Genomic DNA, 15,992 nt, shown 5'->3' with positions numbered 1-15,992 from the left:
GAAGTCATCATTCAATATTTAAGAAAAGCAGAATACAACTCAGATAAACAAAACAGTCTGTAGAAAAGCCAATGACTCGGCGGGAATAGCTTAACCTTAAACTCATATCATAAGGCTACCAGTGAAAAAATCCCCATAAACAGTGAAAACGCTGTACACAATAAAGAGGTATATTCACCCCATGAAAAAGATGATTTCATTTTGTGTTTTATTACTGATCGTGGGATGCAAAAAAACTTCTGAAACCAATAGAAAGGAATCTATACCTCCGGCTACTTCTTCCGAACAAAAAGTAGTGCATACTCCTGTGGAGGCAAATCCATCAACAGTAGAATTTCAGGATGAAAATATCGATTTTATCAACTATCCTGTTGATGACCTGGAAGGCATCACAAGCACAGGTACAGCAGGAGTTTACCGTAATTTTGATTTCAATTACAAAAATGGAGAAACCACGTTTATCCTTGTCCCTAAAATTGGAGCCGAAAAATGGTATACCCAACAAACAAAGCAATATAAAAATCAGGATGCTGATACCATGATTGATAAAAAACTCAGTCAGCAATCGTTCAAAGACCTTAGTAAAGAATTTAATATTTTCATCTTCCATATTCCCAAAAAGTATTTAAAGCATACTCCCGATAGAGATGCACCATACACGCCACAAATTCCAAGAACTATATTTCTATATAAGTATAACAGTGACGACAATAGCTGGAATATAATTGAAGATTTTATAGTAAGAAATGAAGGCAAGGAAGCAAAAGCCAATGAATGGAGACAAGATAGAACTTACAAGATAAGTACAGATAAACCTTTGAAAACACGTTCCTATGAAGATAAAAACGGAAGTACTTTTACTCACCATGTTAAGTGTGATTTCCTGTAACAGATCCATGGAAAATAAACCTTTGACACTGGAGGAAAAAATCAACACCCGTGACAGTGCTGCTGTTCAAGGATATTTCCATCGGTTAGCTAATGATCTTATTAAAGATACAATCCGTGGAACTTGGGAGGCAATAAAGACGAATCAATATGAAGTATTCGAAATTAAGTTAGAAAACATTAAAAATAGTGACAGTATAAAAGGAACCTACCGATTTACTGCAGAAGGGAAATCAGAGGAAGGAATGATTTCCGGAGTCATAACGGCTGGAAGTATAATAGCAGAACTTTACACTCCCCCTCCCAATACTCATAAAATAAAAGCAAAACTTTCAAACTGGGATAAAAAATACAATACCGTCTGGTGGCGGTTACAATCCTCCGAACAGCTTCCCATTCCTGAGGTATGTCTTTTCTACAGAGATACTCGACACCAACCAAAAGACACGTTTCTTAGATAATATTCAATAATTAATTATATAAAATCAACTCTTTATACATGAAAAAGATAAGCTTCATCGCTCTTACCCTATTCATTGTTACAGGCTGTAAAAACGATTCTAAACAAACCGTACATGAAAAAGAACCAATAAAGAAAGACAGTATTGTTGCAAAAGCTCCTACCGCAGAAAAACCTGTTGAAGAAAGTAAAGAAATTCCTACATTAAAAGAATGTACAGAAAAAACCGTTGAATATGAAACGCAGCTGGAATGTATTTTCCCTAAAAGTAAAATGGAAGATATTTACCAGAGAACCATCAAAGAAAAAGAAGTGGAAAAAGCTGAACTTCTCCTTTCTGAACTGCCTAAACAAAGCAGTGAAAAAGAAATTCATCAGGATGGACTGGAAACAATCAGCTACAAAGTATCTCCCAATAAAGTTGAAATTGAATTCTTATTTGCAGGCGGTGTAACGACTCTTGAATTGGAACAAAAAGGGGAAAATGTAAAAAGAACCATCATCCACAGCGCTGATTAGGATCAATTTAATACATGAAAAAAACACTTTTTATCCTTACAGCTCTTAGTATCATTTCTTGTAAAAGCCTGCCGGAAGAAGCTGCTAAAAATTCCGAAGTCACCCTTCATCAACAATGGAAAGGAAGTTATTCCCTCTCTCATGATTTTGGAAAACTGGATGAAAACGCAGAAATGACATTGGATTATGCCCTCACCATCACTAAAGACAGTTGTACTTTTGGCGGACTTGGCTATAAAACCTTTTTTACAGACGTATGCAGCATCACCGGAAATGAACAACAGATCATTGTAAGATACATCCAAGAAATAGAAGGTAATCCCATGACTAACCACTCTCCTATCGACACCCTGGCTGTGGTCTTCAGGAGAAATGGAAAATATTTTCTTCAAAGTAAAATCGTTCCCAACAAGCATTGGCAGTACAATACCCCAATTCCTGTTAAAAAGAAATCATAAAAAGTAACCAACTTTAAAAAATATTTTATAATTTCGCTTTGTGAATTTTAACAACGGAACATATTATTATAGAATTTTTAACTCAGATCTGGGATAGGGATTCTTATGAACATAACTTAAAACCTCGTCCTAGGACGAGGTTTTTTTATTTTAAAAAATTTAAAAAGATGAAAATAAGTATTATTGGAGTAGGATTAATCGGAGGTTCAATGGCTCTGAAATTAAGAGAAAAAAACATCGCCAGCTTCATCTACGGAATCGATAACAGCCAACAGCATATCAACGAGGCATTAGACTTAAAAATAATTGATGCCGGGGCAGATCTGGAACAGGGAGTCAAAGATTCAGACCTTATCATCCTTGCCATTCCGGTAGATGCTGCCAGAAAATTATTGCCAAGCGTTCTGGATCTTGTCTCGGATCATCAGACCGTTATGGATGCAGGTTCTACTAAAGCAGGAATTGTAGGAGCCGTTAAAGACCATCCCAAACGTTCAAGATTCGTAGCCTTTCACCCTATGTGGGGTACTGAAAACAATGGCCCTAAGTCTGCTGTGGCGGAAAGTTTTGCAGGCAAGGCCGGAGTAATTTGTAACAAAGAAGAATCTGCAGGAGATGCATTGAATGTTGTTGAAAGCATCGTTAATGCCCTTGAAATGCATACCATCTATATGGATGCCCAAGATCATGATATCCATACGGCTTATATTTCCCATATCTCTCACATTACATCCTATGCCCTTGCTAATACCGTTCTGGAAAAAGAACGTGAAGAAGAAACCATCTTCCAGCTTGCCAGTTCCGGATTCTCAAGTACCGTGCGTCTTGCAAAATCCCATCCTGAAATGTGGGTTCCGATCTTTAAACAAAACAAAGAAAATGTATTAGATGTACTGAATGAGCATATTACTCAGCTCAGAAAATTCAAATCTGCTTTAGAAAAAGAAAATTATGAATACCTGGAAGAGTTGATTACCAATGCGAATAGAATCAGAGGAATTTTAAGATAAAACGATTCTATCGGCTCTGTTTTTAAAAACAATATATATTCAAGAGAAAAAGTCATAAAACTTTACTACTAAGGTTTTATGACTTTTATTATTAAGAAACTTTCTAAAAAGCAGGATTCATAATGATAAAAACTGACTCTTCCCTACTTTAAAACTTCATCATCATTCCCAGTCCATTCCTGTCATTAAGTACATAATAAGCAGGCTTAAACCTTTTGATATCGGCAGTACTGTAATCATTGATAGCGTTTTTCATCTGTGAATGTCCTACCAACTTAAGAACAACACCAGCACCAGCGCCTATCAGCCCAATAACAAGCGGTACTGAAGAACCACGACTTTCACCATTCTTTAATCCACTAGTAGCATCTGTGTCTGACTTTGATAAATTCAATATTCCTCCTATCACGAAACATGCCGCACCTCCGGCAACAAGAGCTGTTCCAATATTATTGATGGTTCTTCCTTGTCTATACTGCACATTATTAGTCTGAATCAAATATTCTTTGATCTCTTTTTTAGAGGTCAGTTTAGGAGCCTCAGTATTTGTAACAGTCCCGGTAAGGTGTTCTTCAGATACATTTCCTACCACATTCTTACCATCTTCCCGGATTCCTTTTATAGAATTGTCATAAAGAAACTCCTCCGCTCCATTCTGAGCATTGGTATAAGTAACCTTTCCCTTGCTATAGGTTAATTTAGTATAAAATATCTTCTGATTATCCTGGGTAATAATGATTCCTTTTGCTGAAGATTCCGGAATATTGATCTGTGAATATGCAGCCAATGATGATACAATAAACAGAAGGATTAAGACTTTTCTCATGTTAATTAGTTTTCGGCAAAAGTATTTGATTTTGTTTTAATAGCCAACACTTTTATTCACCTTAATAAGGAATTAATATACGTTTCATTTTTATAAATATTTTTAATAAAATTAAAAAACATTTTAACTTTATTAAAAAAAACATTACTTTAGTAAAAAAATAAATTCAATGAAGTTACCGATAGTCTGTCCAAGCTGTGATAACACTCTTAATGTAAGCCAGATGAAATGCCCAAGTTGTAAAACGGAAGTAAGTGGAGATTATGAACTACCTGTTCTGCTTAAGCTCAATCGTGATGAGCAGGATTTTGTACTCAATTTCTTTCTTTCTAGTGGAAGCATTAAAGAAATGGCTAAACAAGCAGGTCTATCCTATCCCACCATGAGAAATAAAATGGATGACCTCATCACAAAGGTGGAACAATTGAAAAATAAACTATAAATAACAACCTGTAAACTCAATTCATAATGAACTGGAAAACCATTTTCAATCCGTTTGAAAGATTCGATGAAAAACATTTACTTCTTGTCGGAATTCTTGCCGTTGCTCTTTCTATAGTTGCAGGATATTGGACAGGAAGTACCTTCACGAGTATATACAAAATCAGCTCTGTAGAAAATGCATCATTTCAGACTATTGTAATCTCTACTTTATTAAGCTTTATAACGGCCATTATGGTTCTTTTTATTTTAGGTAAAATTCTAAATAGCAAAACAAGGATCATTGATATTGTCAATACTGTTTTAATTTCTCAGCTTGTTCTGATCCTTTTTCAATGCATCGGGAAAATATCATCCATTAAGATGGCAGGAAAAAATATAATCAAGTATCAGTCTGATCCTTCGGGAGTATTTCCCTTTCTGGATTTTATAATTATGATTTGCATGATGGTTCTTTCCATTACCACACTTATCTATAGCATTACTCTTTTTTATAATGGATTTAAAACAGCAACCAATATTAAAAAATGGCAGCATATTGTACTCTTTTGTATTGTTTCATTGATCAGCACTTTAGTCTGCCAAATTCTCATTAATAAAATCATTTAAAATACCATGAAAATCAAACTATTATTCGTGCTGGCATGCCTGGCACAGATTTGTCACGCCCAAATTGAAGGAATCTGGAATGGTGAATTAGACACTCAGGCCATGAAATTACCTGTTATTTTTAAAATATCAAAAAGTACAAAAGGATATACTACAACCCTGATAAGTCCTAAACAAAGTTCTAAGGAAATTCCTACAGATAAAACAGATTTCAATAATAACGAACTCAATCTGGAGATAGGAAGCATCAATGCCGGTTATAAAGGAATCTACAAAACCGATCATTTTGAAGGAAATCTTATTCAAAACGGTAAAAATATGGTGCTCAACCTTTACAGAGAGAGTAAGCCTGAAAGCACTGAAATTCCTTTTCTCAACGGAAAGGCCATCAATACACAGAAGATTGATGATTTTTTAAACTATATGGTTCAGAATAACCAGGAAATCGGAAGTGTAGCCATTTTCAGAAACGGAATCTCCATCTATAAGAAAGACTTCGGTCAAAATCTTTTACCAGCAAACACTACTTATAATCAAAACACAGGTTATCAAATAGGCTCCATCAGTAAACTGATGACTGCAGTGATGCTTTTTCAGCTTATAGAAAAGGGAAAATTAAATCTTTCCGATCCCCTTTCCAAATTCTATCCTGAAATTCCGAATGCCAAAAACATTACTATCCAAACCATGCTGAATCATACCAGCGGATTGGGAGATTATGCAGGTGAATCTATTAAAGACAACTGGCTTTTTGGAAAAGCAGTAGGCGATAAAGCCATTATCGAAGTCATTAAAAAAGAAGGGGTAAAATCTAAACCCGGAGAAAAACTGAGATATTCCAACTCTGCCTATTTCCTATTAAGCAGAATACTTGAAAAAATTCATAACAAGCCTTATAACGAAATTTTAAAGGAAAATATTCTGAACAAAACTTCAATGCCCAACACATTTTCTGTTCTCGACAACCCAAAGAATATTTTTAAATCGTATGAATTAAAAAAAGATGCTTGGACAGAAGTAAAAGATTTTGATTTTCATAATTGTATTGGCCTGGGAGACATCACCTCTACTCCTGAAGACCTGAATACCTTTATCAATGCGCTATTCAACGGTAAGTTTATCAAGAAAGAAACAGTTGACATGATGATTTCCAATCCAAAAGAAAAAGTATTTGGTTCAGGAATCATGAAAGTTCCGTTCTACAATATAATTTCCTACGGACATGGCGGTGATACGGCAGGAAGTCATTCCATAGTAACCTTCGAACCAACAGATCAATTATCTTACGCTGTAACCATTAATGGTCAAAACTTTTCTCATAACAATTTCTATATTGGCCTTATGAACCTTATATATGGCAAAGATTATCAATATCCGGTATTTAATACGGCTAAAACACCTGTTGCTGGTCTTGAAAAATATACAGGTGATTACACTTCAAAAGATATTGCTCTAGGCTTAAAAGTATTCATTAAAGATGGTGCATTATATGCCCAGGGAACCAATCAGCCAGAATTTCCGCTCACTGCGGCAGAAAAAGATCAGTTCACTTTTGAAAAAGCAGGTATAAAGCTTAATTTCATCCCTGAACACAACCAACTTAATCTGATACAAGGCGGAAAAACATTTTTGTTCAGTAAAACGATTTCTGACCAATAGCTTTTCACTGATATTACAGTTGAAAACGTAATCATTTCTCTCTCTCTTTGAGGAATAGCAAAACGCGAAAAACAAAAAAATCCTTAGACAGCATCTAAGGATTTTTATATTATAAATATTATTGAAAACTAGCATTCCGGAACATTCACCGCAATCGCTAAGCCTCCTTCAGAAGTTTCTTTAAAACGGTCACTCATAGAAAGCGCTGTTTCCCACATGGTTTGAATAACTTCATCCAAAGTTACTTTCGCTTTGGTTGGGTCGCTTTCTAATGCAATATTAGCTGCAGTGATCGCTTTCATCGCTCCCATTGTATTTCTTTCAATACATGGAATCTGCACAAGTCCTCTGATAGGATCACAAGTTAGCCCAAGGTGATGCTCCATTGCAATTTCTGCAGCCATCAATACTTGTCCCACACTTCCCCCTAAGATTTCAGTAAGTCCTGCTGCGGCCATCGCTGATGACACTCCAATTTCGGCCTGACATCCACCCATTGCTGCAGAAATAGTAGCATTTTTCTTGAATAAAGTTCCAATTTCTCCCGCCACTAATAAGAAGCGGATGATATCATCATCACTGATAGAGTCTGTAAACGCCTGAGAATACATCAAAACTGCCGGAATTACACCACTTGCCCCATTGGTAGGTGCTGTAATAATTCTACCAAAGCTTGCATTTTCTTCATTCACGGCCAATGCAAAACACGCAATCCATTTATTGATGTTGGTAAAGTTTTCTTCGGCATCTACAACCTGCTGAAACCATTCATCTTTATTTTTATAGATTTTATCGCCTAATAATTTTCTATTGATTCCGGCTGCTCTTCGGGAAACATTCAGTCCACCCGGAAGAACTCCTTCTTTATTTACCCCTTTGTAGATACATTCTTTGATCTGCTTCCAGATATAAAGAGCCTCTTCTCTTGTCTCTTCCTGAGTTCTCCAGCTTTCTTCATTAATAAAAATAAGGTCTGAGATCTTATTAAGTCCCAGTTTCTCACAGTATCTTGCAATATCTGAAGCTTTATGGCAAGGATATATCGTACGTACACATTGCTTTTGAATGGAATTTTTTTCCTGGCTGGCAATAAATCCACCTCCTACAGAATAGAAATCCTGAACAAGTTCAGTTCCATCTTCAAAAACAGCTCTGAAGATCATTCCATTGGGATGAAAATCAAGAGATTTCTTCATATTAAGAATCAAATGATGCCCATAAATAAACGGAATTACCTTTTCACCACCCAGATTAATGGTTTGAGTACTCTTGATATAGTCAATTTTTTGGTCAATTTTTGTGGTATCAATCGTTTTATAATCTTCACCGTTCAGACCCAGCATTCCTGCGATATCCGTTCCGTGTCCGATTCCCGTTTTGGCCAGTGAACCAAAAAATTCAAGAAAGACTTCTTTAACTTCTTCTATTGATCTTTCTCTTTTTATAATTCTAATAAATGCAGATGCAGCATTCCATGGCCCCATCGTATGCGAACTGGACGGGCCTATCCCTACTTTAATAATCTCAAAAACCGATATTGATTCCATAAATGATTCTTCATTTTCCTCAAAAGCAAAGATACAGGATAAATCTTATAATAAGCATAGTAAAATCTTACAATTAATAGCCCTTCATCATGAATATAACAAATGGATAAGGTGAAGTCTTTGAAAATTCAAAAAATGAAATCTTCAGAGCCATTCAATCTATTGAATAAGATGTATCAGCTAAAACGCTCCTGATGTTGGGAAAGATCCAGTCCCATATTTTCGGATTCTTCCGAGACTCTTAATGTAATCATCATATTGGTCACTTTATACAGCAGTAAAGATCCGAAAAAAGTAAATAGGGATACCAGGAATAAGGCAGCCAGATGATGCAGGAATACGTCAATTCCACCATGAAGAAGGCTAGCTTTTTCACCATGGGCAAAAACAGCGGTCAGGATCATTCCCATAATACCGCCTACCCCATGACAGGCAAAAACATCCAAGGTATCATCTATTTTCTTTAACCTTCTCCAGTTGACCAGCATATTTGAAACGATGGCAGAAATAAACCCTATGAAAAGACTCTCCTGGATACTCACAAATCCGCATCCTGGAGTAATTGCGACAAGACCTACTACTGCACCAATACAGGCTCCCAAAGCAGATACGCTTCTCCCATTAATCCTGTCGAAGAAAATCCAGGTCATCATAGCCGAGGCCGAAGCAATAGTGGTAGTTCCAAAAGCAGTTGCTGCAGAAGCAGAAGCACTCAAAGCAGATCCTGCATTGAACCCAAACCATCCAAACCACAACATCCCTGTTCCCAGAAGTACATAAGGAATGTTGGAAGGCTCATGATGCGGATTTTTTCGTTTTCCTAATACCAAAGCTCCGGCAAGTGCAGCAAAACCGGCACTCATGTGTACAACGGTTCCGCCTGCAAAATCTTTTACTCCAAAATATTTATTTAAAAGACCATCAGGATGCCAAACCATGTGGCATAACGGAGTATAAATACAAATACTGAACAGAACCATAAATAAAAGGTAAGAAATAAAGCGAACCCTCTCTGCAAAAGATCCTGTAATAATTGCAGGAGTAATCACGGCAAACTTCATCTGAAATAAAGCAAACAGAATAAAAGGAATAGTGGGGGCCATCATTTTATGAGGCAGACTCCCTACTCCATTAAAAAAGCGAAAGCTTAATGGATTTCCAATAATTCCGTAATGTTTTCCGGCAATGGTAATCCCTAAAGATTCACCAAAGGATAATGAAAACCCAACCACAACCCATACGATAGAGATCACACCTAAAGCGATAAAGCTTTGAAGCATTGTGGAAATTACATTTTTCTTCCCTACCATTCCTCCATAAAAGAAGGATAATCCCGGTGTCATCAACAATACAAGTCCTGCTGCAGCCAAAATCCAGGCTACATCGGCTCCTACAATTTTATCTTCAGTTAAAAATACCCCATGATCAGAAACATCTGTAATGGGAGTCCAGAACAATCCTCCAATGGCAACCAATGCAATGATAGAGAATGAAACGATCCATTTAAAACCTATTTTCATGAAATTTATATTTAACCCCTATCAAAATTACATATAAATCTTTCAAAAAATACATTTATTTAGAAAATACCCCTAAAAAAAATTATTCAACCAATAATATAATTAGTTTTTACTAAATACTTCATTCAGGATTTTAGAAACTTCTTTGGCTTTAGTTGCCGGAAACAAATGGGTTCCGCCTTTAATAACATAATCAGGTTTTGAATTTCGGATAGGAAAAACAATATCCTTATCTCCTAAGATCTGAATCACTTTTGAATTTTCTTCAAACTTCCATTCAGCCACCTTTTCTACAGACCATTTCAGATAATAAGGATCTTTTACCCTGAAATATTGAAGGAGTCTTGGGTTTTTAGGATCAAACAATTTTCTGAGCACCGCATATACATTAGCAGCCTTAGCATTGAATAGCCCTACAGGTAATATTCGTGGAATTTTAGTTACCTCTCCCGTTTTAATAAATCGTGATTTTTCTTTATCAGATTTAATACTTCCCAAAATGACCACTTTTTCTGCCGGCTTCAGTTGATTGATCTCCTGAACCATAATTCCTCCAAAAGAATACCCTAACAGGCAGAATGGTTCGGAAGTATCAACTTTCTCTGCCATTCTCTCAACATAGGAATGAAAAGGTTCGTTTTTTTGAGGAATAAGCCAGTCTATAAAAATGAGTTCACAACCTTCAGGAAACTGTAGTCTTTCAAGTACCTTAAAGTCTGCTCCAAGACCGCTTACAATATAAATTTTCATACTACTAATTTATAAAAAATGCTGAAAAATTACAGTTTAGATTTTAAAAACTTGAATGATAAATATTCAACCTTCTAAAACCATCTTTGAAAGTAAATTCACAGCAAAGCAAAAGAGTTTGCCCCAGATCTTCACAGCTCAAAATCATCCACAAAAAAAGCAGCTCCTAAGAACTGCTCATTTTATCAACATTACATTTAATTTTATTTCTTCTTTACAGGAACTCTATTTTCATTATCCAGTTTTTCAGTAGATACTTTAAACTGAATATCCATTTCGTTCTTGATGAAGTAATCTTTTAGTGAAGACTGATAGAATACTTTAAAATCTCTTCTGTTCAAAGAGAATTTCGCAGACTCAATCACTACGGTAAACTGAGTAACATACACGTTTGCCGGGAAAGTAATGGTCTTTCTTACTCCTTTAAGGGTAAGATCTCCGTATACGGTAGAATTATACTCACTGTTTGCTAAAGGAATAATCTTCGTCAAGTGGAACTTGGCAACCGGGAATTTCTTCACTTCAAAGAAGTTGGTACTTTTCAGGTCATTGGTAAGCTTGATCTGATCTTCATCAGAAACATCACCCGCCATCATACTTCTCATATCGATTACAAATTCACCATCTACCAACACCGTATGATCGAAATTGAATTTTCCACTTTTTAATTTTATCGTTCCTGAATGGGAGGAAGCCTCAGTTTTTACAACCTTATATCCCCACCATCTGATCTCTGATGAAGTCACTTTCGAAACCTTATCAAATTTTCTTTGGGCAGAAACAAATGATATACTTGCGCACACCATAGCAAACAATAGTATTCTTTTCATTCTTTTTTATTTACAATTCAACAAAAATAAAAAAAAGTGTAGAACTTCTACACTTTTAACAATCTTTTTTTGATTAATTTATTGAGCAGTTACCTTTACAAGCATATCAATATCATCTTTCAAAAATACATCTTGCATAGAAGACTTATAGCTTACATCAAACTTCTGTCTGTCGAAAGAGAATTTATTGGATACTAAACTTACTACACCTTTGCTGTAAGCAATCTTTGCAGGGAAAGTAATCGCGTTCGTTTTTCCTTTTACAGTAAGGTTTCCGGTTACTAAAGAGTTATAAATTTTATCGTTATTTTTCTTTACTCCTGTAATTGTGAAACTAGCAGTAGGGAATTTTTCAACCTCAAAGAAGTCACCATTTTTAAGGTGCCCGTTCAATTTCTGTTGAGAATCACCTGAAACGTCAGTAGCATTGATTGAAGTCATATCCAAAACAAAGCTTCCTCCTACAAGCTGGTTTCCTTTCATTACCATATCTCCTGATTTTACTTTTACCGTTCCATCATGAGAGCTTGCTTCAGATTTTGCTACTTTATATCCCCACCAGTGAACATCAGATGCTACTACTTTTTTAGATTGTCCGAATGCCAAACCACCGGCTAATACTGCTAACAAGAATATTTTTTTCATTGTTTAGAATTATTTTAATTAAGTTTAGCACAAAGGTAGCCATCTTATTTGATAGATTTCGTTGATGTATATCAAGAATCTCAATTATTTTTATGAATAATATCAGTCCATAAAAAAACTCCGAATTTCTTCGGAGCTTTTTTTATTCTTGATAGTAGGCGGTATAAAGTGCCATACCTTTTAATGCCGTGTGATTTTGCTTAACCAGATAGATCGGAATATTTTTAAGCATTCCCTCCATTTTATCACTGATCTTGAATTTTTCGTAGAACTTATCTTTATCAATATATTCTCTTACCATCTGCGGGATGTCTCCTGCAATCAGTAATCCTCCAATAGCTTTTAGTTTCAATGTCAAGTTATTGGCTTCTCTTGCCAGGAACTCAAGGAAAGTATCTAAAGCAATTCTACAGATTAGTACATTATCCTCTACTGCTGCTTTATAAAGTTCTTCAACGAAATTACCGTTAGCAAGACGTTCTCCTAACCATTCAGGTTCAGGATGTCTTTTTACATCTCTTAAGAAACGATAAATATTAAATAATCCTGATTTGGATAATACATTTTCCCAGCTTACAATCCCATAGATATTATTAAGGAACTGATAGAACTCAACTTCTACATTTGTTCTTGGTGAAAATTCAGAATGACCACCTTCTGTTGCAAAAGGTCTTAAATTTTTCCCGTCAAAGAAATACCCTGCTTCTCCTAGTCCGTTTCCTGGAGCAAGGATGGCTACGTTTCCTTTTTCAAGATGTCCGCTGGTATAGATCGCTTCAAGATCATCATCTTCAAGAAGAGCCATTCCATAAGCAGAAGCTTCCAGGTCATTCAGCATTTCTACTTTTTCAAACCCGAAATCTCTTTTATATTCTTCAACATCTAAGTTCCAGCCCAATCTTGCAGGGCTACTCTTTCCGTCGATTACAGGGCCTGGCACTGCCATTCCCAGACGTTTTACATTTTCCAGTTGATTATCCTGAATAAACTTCTTTAAGATATCACTGAAAGAAGGATATTGCTTAGTAGAATATGTATTTTGTACTTTAATCTCAAGACCTCCGTTACCGGAAACAAAATAGCCTAAGATTGTTATATCTTCACGAAGACTTGCTCCAATGATAGAAACATTATCATTATTACTGTTCTCTACTCCTGGTAAATAAAGTGGAAATTTTGGATTCAGAATCATAACCTCAAATTTTACCAAATATAATAATTGTTTTCGTAAATCCTGCACAGAACAAAAAAACCTTTCCACTTTCGTGAAAAGGTTTTGGTTAATAATTGTTTATATATTAAATCTAACTACTTTCCTAATGGAATATTATAACCGAATCCTACTCCGATATTCCCCACATTATAGTCCTGACCAGCTAAATCTCCTTTAGTTCCTACAAAAACCTTCTGGTATTGTACGAAGAAGTTCCAGTCTCTGTTGTGGTATCCAATCTCCGGTTTGATATAGAAACCTCCGTTTGCTCTTTCCACATTCGTGTTAGAAGCTACCGTTTTGTCTCCTACTAAAAATCCGTATCCTAAGTCAGTTCCGAAATAGAAACCTGTTTGCTTTGGATAAATTCTTACTAAAGCTGCTACAGGAATTACCCCTACATCATTATTTTTATAACCGTTGTTATCTTTACCAAAATAGTGAGTATATCCTGATGCGATACCTAATCCAAATCCAGGAGTGATCAGGTTTTGATAAGCTACATCTACACCTACTGCAGCAGAAAGGTTATCTGCGGGTACTGCTAAACCAACATTTGCGCCCACTTTGATCATGTTATTCATTTTTGAACTTTGTGCGCTTGCTATACCTGCTGTTAAAATTCCAGCTAGCAATATTGCTTGTTTAAACATTTTCATAACTCTAATTTTTAAATTTTACTAAACAAGAGGATGTAAAAATCGTGCCAAGCAGCGTTAACTCTTATTTTTTAACACCAAACAAAAACACAACAAAATGATTATCAACAACTTATTTTATGTTAAAATTCAAATGTTTGTTTAACAATTTTTATAAAAAACCGCCCCTAAAATGTGAAATAAAGTATAAAAAGTTAAAAAATTGAAGAATAAAAAATGTATTACTCTGATACAAAACAAATTTTATTGTTGGAAAACGCAAGGACGCAAGGATATTTAAATATAATGTTGTTTTTAAGGCGCAAGAAAATCTAAAATTTTCAGCAAGGAAACTGCTTTATTTTTTTCCACGATTACAGGTCTACAATTTTATCGCAGATAAAATCCTTGCGCCTTACAACAGAAAGTCGGTCAAAAATCTTTGCATCTTTGCGTTTTCCAACAATCCTACGATCCACACCTATTACCTATTACTCATGATAATATTAACAAACCTTAACCCGTTATCATTTTAACCTTTTTTCTTCAAACACATCAAAAAAATAAATGCTCTCACCATGGCTGATTCATTATTAAAAAACAAACATCTTCTTTGGCGCGCAGGCTTTGGAGTTGGAATTAATCAAATTGATGATTTGAAAAATAAAAACACAAAAGCGTTGATTAATGAATTATTTAAAGAAGAAAACTTTACAGAGATTAATTACGAAACATCGGATATAGCTCCCACTACGGACTATATGAGCAGTACCGCGCCTGCTGACCAGAAAAAAGAAATGCAGCGAGTCAATAGGATACAGAACGAAGAATTGAATCTTAATTTCCTGGATAAAATGGTGAACAGTAAAGAGCAGATGAGAGAAAAGATGGCTTTTTTCTGGCATGGGCATTTTGCATCAAGGGTTCAAAATCCAAAATTCAACAGACAGCTATTAAATACTATCCGAAAAAATGCACTGGGAAATTTCAAAGATCTCCTTTTTGAGGTAAGTCAGTCTCCGGCTATGCTCAACTTCTTAAATAACCAGCAAAATAAAAAGGATCATCCGAATGAAAATTTTGCCCGTGAAGTTATGGAGCTTTTTACCATGGGAAGAGGAAATTATACGGAAAAGGATGTAAGAGAAGGAGCCAGAGCCTTTACAGGATGGAGCTATGATAAAGACGGAGGTTTTAAGGAAAGAAAGAATCAGCATGACGAAAACACTAAAACTTTTCTTGGAAAAACAGGTAATTTCGATGGAAATGATGCTTTAAACATTATTCTGGAGCAAAAGGCAACAGCTCAATTTATCACCGCTAAGATTTACAAATTCTTTGTCAATGAAAATATTGACAAAGACCTTGTCAATAAACTCAGTACCGGTTTTTATAATTCCGGTTATGATATTAAAAAACTGATGACAGACATCTTTTCGAGCTCATGGTTTTATGATCAGAAAAATATCGGAAACAGGATAAAATCTCCTATTGAGCTAATGGCAGGTATGATGCGAATGCTCCCAATGCATATTCAGAATCCTGAAAACCTCATCGTATACCAAAAACTGTTAGGTCAAATGCTTCTCTATCCACCTAATGTAGCAGGATGGCCTAATGGAAGATCCTGGATCGACAGTTCTACTCTGATGTTGAGACTTCAGGTACCCCAAATATGGTCTGGACTCCGGCCTCTGGAATACAGTCCACGACAGGATGATGATATTGATATGGGAATGAAATCAAGGGAGACAGCTTTGAACAAAAGCTTTAAAAACCCTAGTATCACCATAGACTGGAACCGTGTGGATCAAGTTTTTGTCCATAAAAATTGTGAAGATTATCTGATTCAAAATCCGCAAAGCCTGGACATGAATACGGTAAATAGCTTTTCTGATAAAAGCACGAAAATGACCATTATTAATTTAATGTCAACACCGGAATATCAATTAATGTAAGATCTTCATCTTATAACCTCA

The 15,992-nt window shown here is 35.6% G+C and carries 17 protein-coding genes; 9 read left to right on the top strand and 8 right to left on the bottom strand.

All coding sequences use genetic code 11. The annotated features are described in order from the left end of the window. The first annotated feature begins 181 nt into the window (after positions 1–181). The 5 genes from GTR01_RS04580 to GTR01_RS04560 all read left to right on the top strand — a co-directional run bounded on the left by GTR01_RS04580 (position 182) and on the right by GTR01_RS04560 (position 3,335). Entirely contained in the window at positions 182–889 is a 708-nt protein-coding gene (locus tag GTR01_RS04580; protein WP_160136689.1) for a hypothetical protein, read from the top strand. Next, positions 834–1,349 (top strand): hypothetical protein, encoded by a 516-nt coding sequence (locus GTR01_RS04575; RefSeq protein WP_160136688.1) that lies wholly within the window; start codon positions 834–836, stop codon positions 1,347–1,349. The genes GTR01_RS04580 and GTR01_RS04575 overlap by 56 nt, the downstream gene beginning before the upstream one ends. 38 nt (positions 1,350–1,387) lie before the next feature. Further along, positions 1,388–1,867 (top strand): hypothetical protein, encoded by a 480-nt coding sequence (locus tag GTR01_RS04570; protein WP_160136687.1) that lies wholly within the window; start codon positions 1,388–1,390, stop codon positions 1,865–1,867. A gap of 14 nt (positions 1,868–1,881) precedes the next feature. After that, positions 1,882–2,325: a DUF5991 domain-containing protein gene (locus GTR01_RS04565; RefSeq protein ID WP_160136686.1), complete on the top strand. Its 444-nt coding sequence runs from the start codon at positions 1,882–1,884 to the stop codon at positions 2,323–2,325. 167 nt (positions 2,326–2,492) lie between these two features. Then, positions 2,493–3,335 carry a prephenate dehydrogenase gene (locus tag GTR01_RS04560; RefSeq protein ID WP_160136685.1) on the top strand — a complete coding sequence of 281 codons (843 nt, stop codon included), beginning with the start codon at positions 2,493–2,495 and terminating at the stop codon, positions 3,333–3,335. A 148-nt stretch (positions 3,336–3,483) separates the two neighbouring features. Here the strand turns inward: GTR01_RS04560 and GTR01_RS04555 are convergent, their stop codons facing one another. Beyond that, positions 3,484–4,161 (bottom strand): hypothetical protein, encoded by a 678-nt coding sequence (locus tag GTR01_RS04555; protein WP_160136684.1) that lies wholly within the window; start codon positions 4,159–4,161, stop codon positions 3,484–3,486. 169 nt (positions 4,162–4,330) lie between these two features. On the opposite strand from GTR01_RS04555, the gene GTR01_RS04550 reads away from it, so the two are divergent. The 3 genes from GTR01_RS04550 to GTR01_RS04540 are packed head-to-tail and all read left to right on the top strand — an operon-like array spanning position 4,331 to position 6,870. Beyond that, positions 4,331–4,603, top strand: a complete 273-nt coding sequence (locus GTR01_RS04550; protein ID WP_160136683.1) for a DUF2089 family protein — start codon at positions 4,331–4,333, stop codon at positions 4,601–4,603. A gap of 26 nt (positions 4,604–4,629) precedes the next feature. After that, on the top strand, positions 4,630–5,211 hold the full coding sequence (locus GTR01_RS04545) for a YIP1 family protein (RefSeq protein ID WP_160136682.1): 582 nt from the start codon (positions 4,630–4,632) through the stop codon (positions 5,209–5,211). Positions 5,212–5,217: 6 nt separating this feature from the next. Next, positions 5,218–6,870, top strand: a complete 1,653-nt coding sequence (locus GTR01_RS04540) for a serine hydrolase domain-containing protein (protein ID WP_160136681.1) — start codon at positions 5,218–5,220, stop codon at positions 6,868–6,870. A gap of 128 nt (positions 6,871–6,998) precedes the next feature. Here the strand turns inward: GTR01_RS04540 and GTR01_RS04535 are convergent, their stop codons facing one another. The 7 genes from GTR01_RS04535 to GTR01_RS04505 form a co-directional block, all read right to left on the bottom strand. Further along, positions 6,999–8,417, bottom strand: a complete 1,419-nt coding sequence (locus tag GTR01_RS04535; protein WP_160136680.1) for an L-serine ammonia-lyase — start codon at positions 8,415–8,417, stop codon at positions 6,999–7,001. Positions 8,418–8,593: 176 nt separating this feature from the next. Beyond that, complete coding sequence (locus tag GTR01_RS04530; RefSeq protein WP_160136679.1) at positions 8,594–9,937, bottom strand: ammonium transporter; 1,344 nt, start codon at positions 9,935–9,937, stop codon at positions 8,594–8,596. Between the two features lie 102 nt (positions 9,938–10,039). Then, entirely contained in the window at positions 10,040–10,687 is a 648-nt protein-coding gene (locus tag GTR01_RS04525; protein ID WP_160136678.1) for an alpha/beta hydrolase, read from the bottom strand. Positions 10,688–10,890: 203 nt separating this feature from the next. Then, entirely contained in the window at positions 10,891–11,517 is a 627-nt protein-coding gene (locus tag GTR01_RS04520) for a YceI family protein (RefSeq protein WP_160136677.1), read from the bottom strand. A 78-nt stretch (positions 11,518–11,595) separates the two neighbouring features. Then, entirely contained in the window at positions 11,596–12,162 is a 567-nt protein-coding gene (locus GTR01_RS04515; RefSeq protein WP_160136676.1) for a YceI family protein, read from the bottom strand. 142 nt (positions 12,163–12,304) lie between these two features. Next, positions 12,305–13,354 carry a glucokinase gene (locus GTR01_RS04510; RefSeq protein WP_160136675.1) on the bottom strand — a complete coding sequence of 350 codons (1,050 nt, stop codon included), beginning with the start codon at positions 13,352–13,354 and terminating at the stop codon, positions 12,305–12,307. A gap of 116 nt (positions 13,355–13,470) precedes the next feature. Beyond that, positions 13,471–14,034 carry a hypothetical protein gene (locus GTR01_RS04505; protein ID WP_160136674.1) on the bottom strand — a complete coding sequence of 188 codons (564 nt, stop codon included), beginning with the start codon at positions 14,032–14,034 and terminating at the stop codon, positions 13,471–13,473. Between the two features lie 557 nt (positions 14,035–14,591). Between GTR01_RS04505 and GTR01_RS04500 the strand changes: the two genes are divergently transcribed. Beyond that, the gene (locus tag GTR01_RS04500; RefSeq protein ID WP_160136673.1) at positions 14,592–15,971 is read left to right on the top strand and encodes a DUF1800 family protein; all 1,380 of its coding nucleotides are present in this window, start codon (positions 14,592–14,594) and stop codon (positions 15,969–15,971) included. Positions 15,972–15,992 lie beyond the last annotated feature (21 nt).

Source organism: Chryseobacterium sp. c4a, from assembly GCF_009900745.1.
Taxonomy (GTDB): domain Bacteria; phylum Bacteroidota; class Bacteroidia; order Flavobacteriales; family Weeksellaceae; genus Chryseobacterium.
The sequence above is the reverse complement of the archived record's forward strand: the minus strand, read 5'-3'. Positions and strand labels throughout refer to the sequence as shown.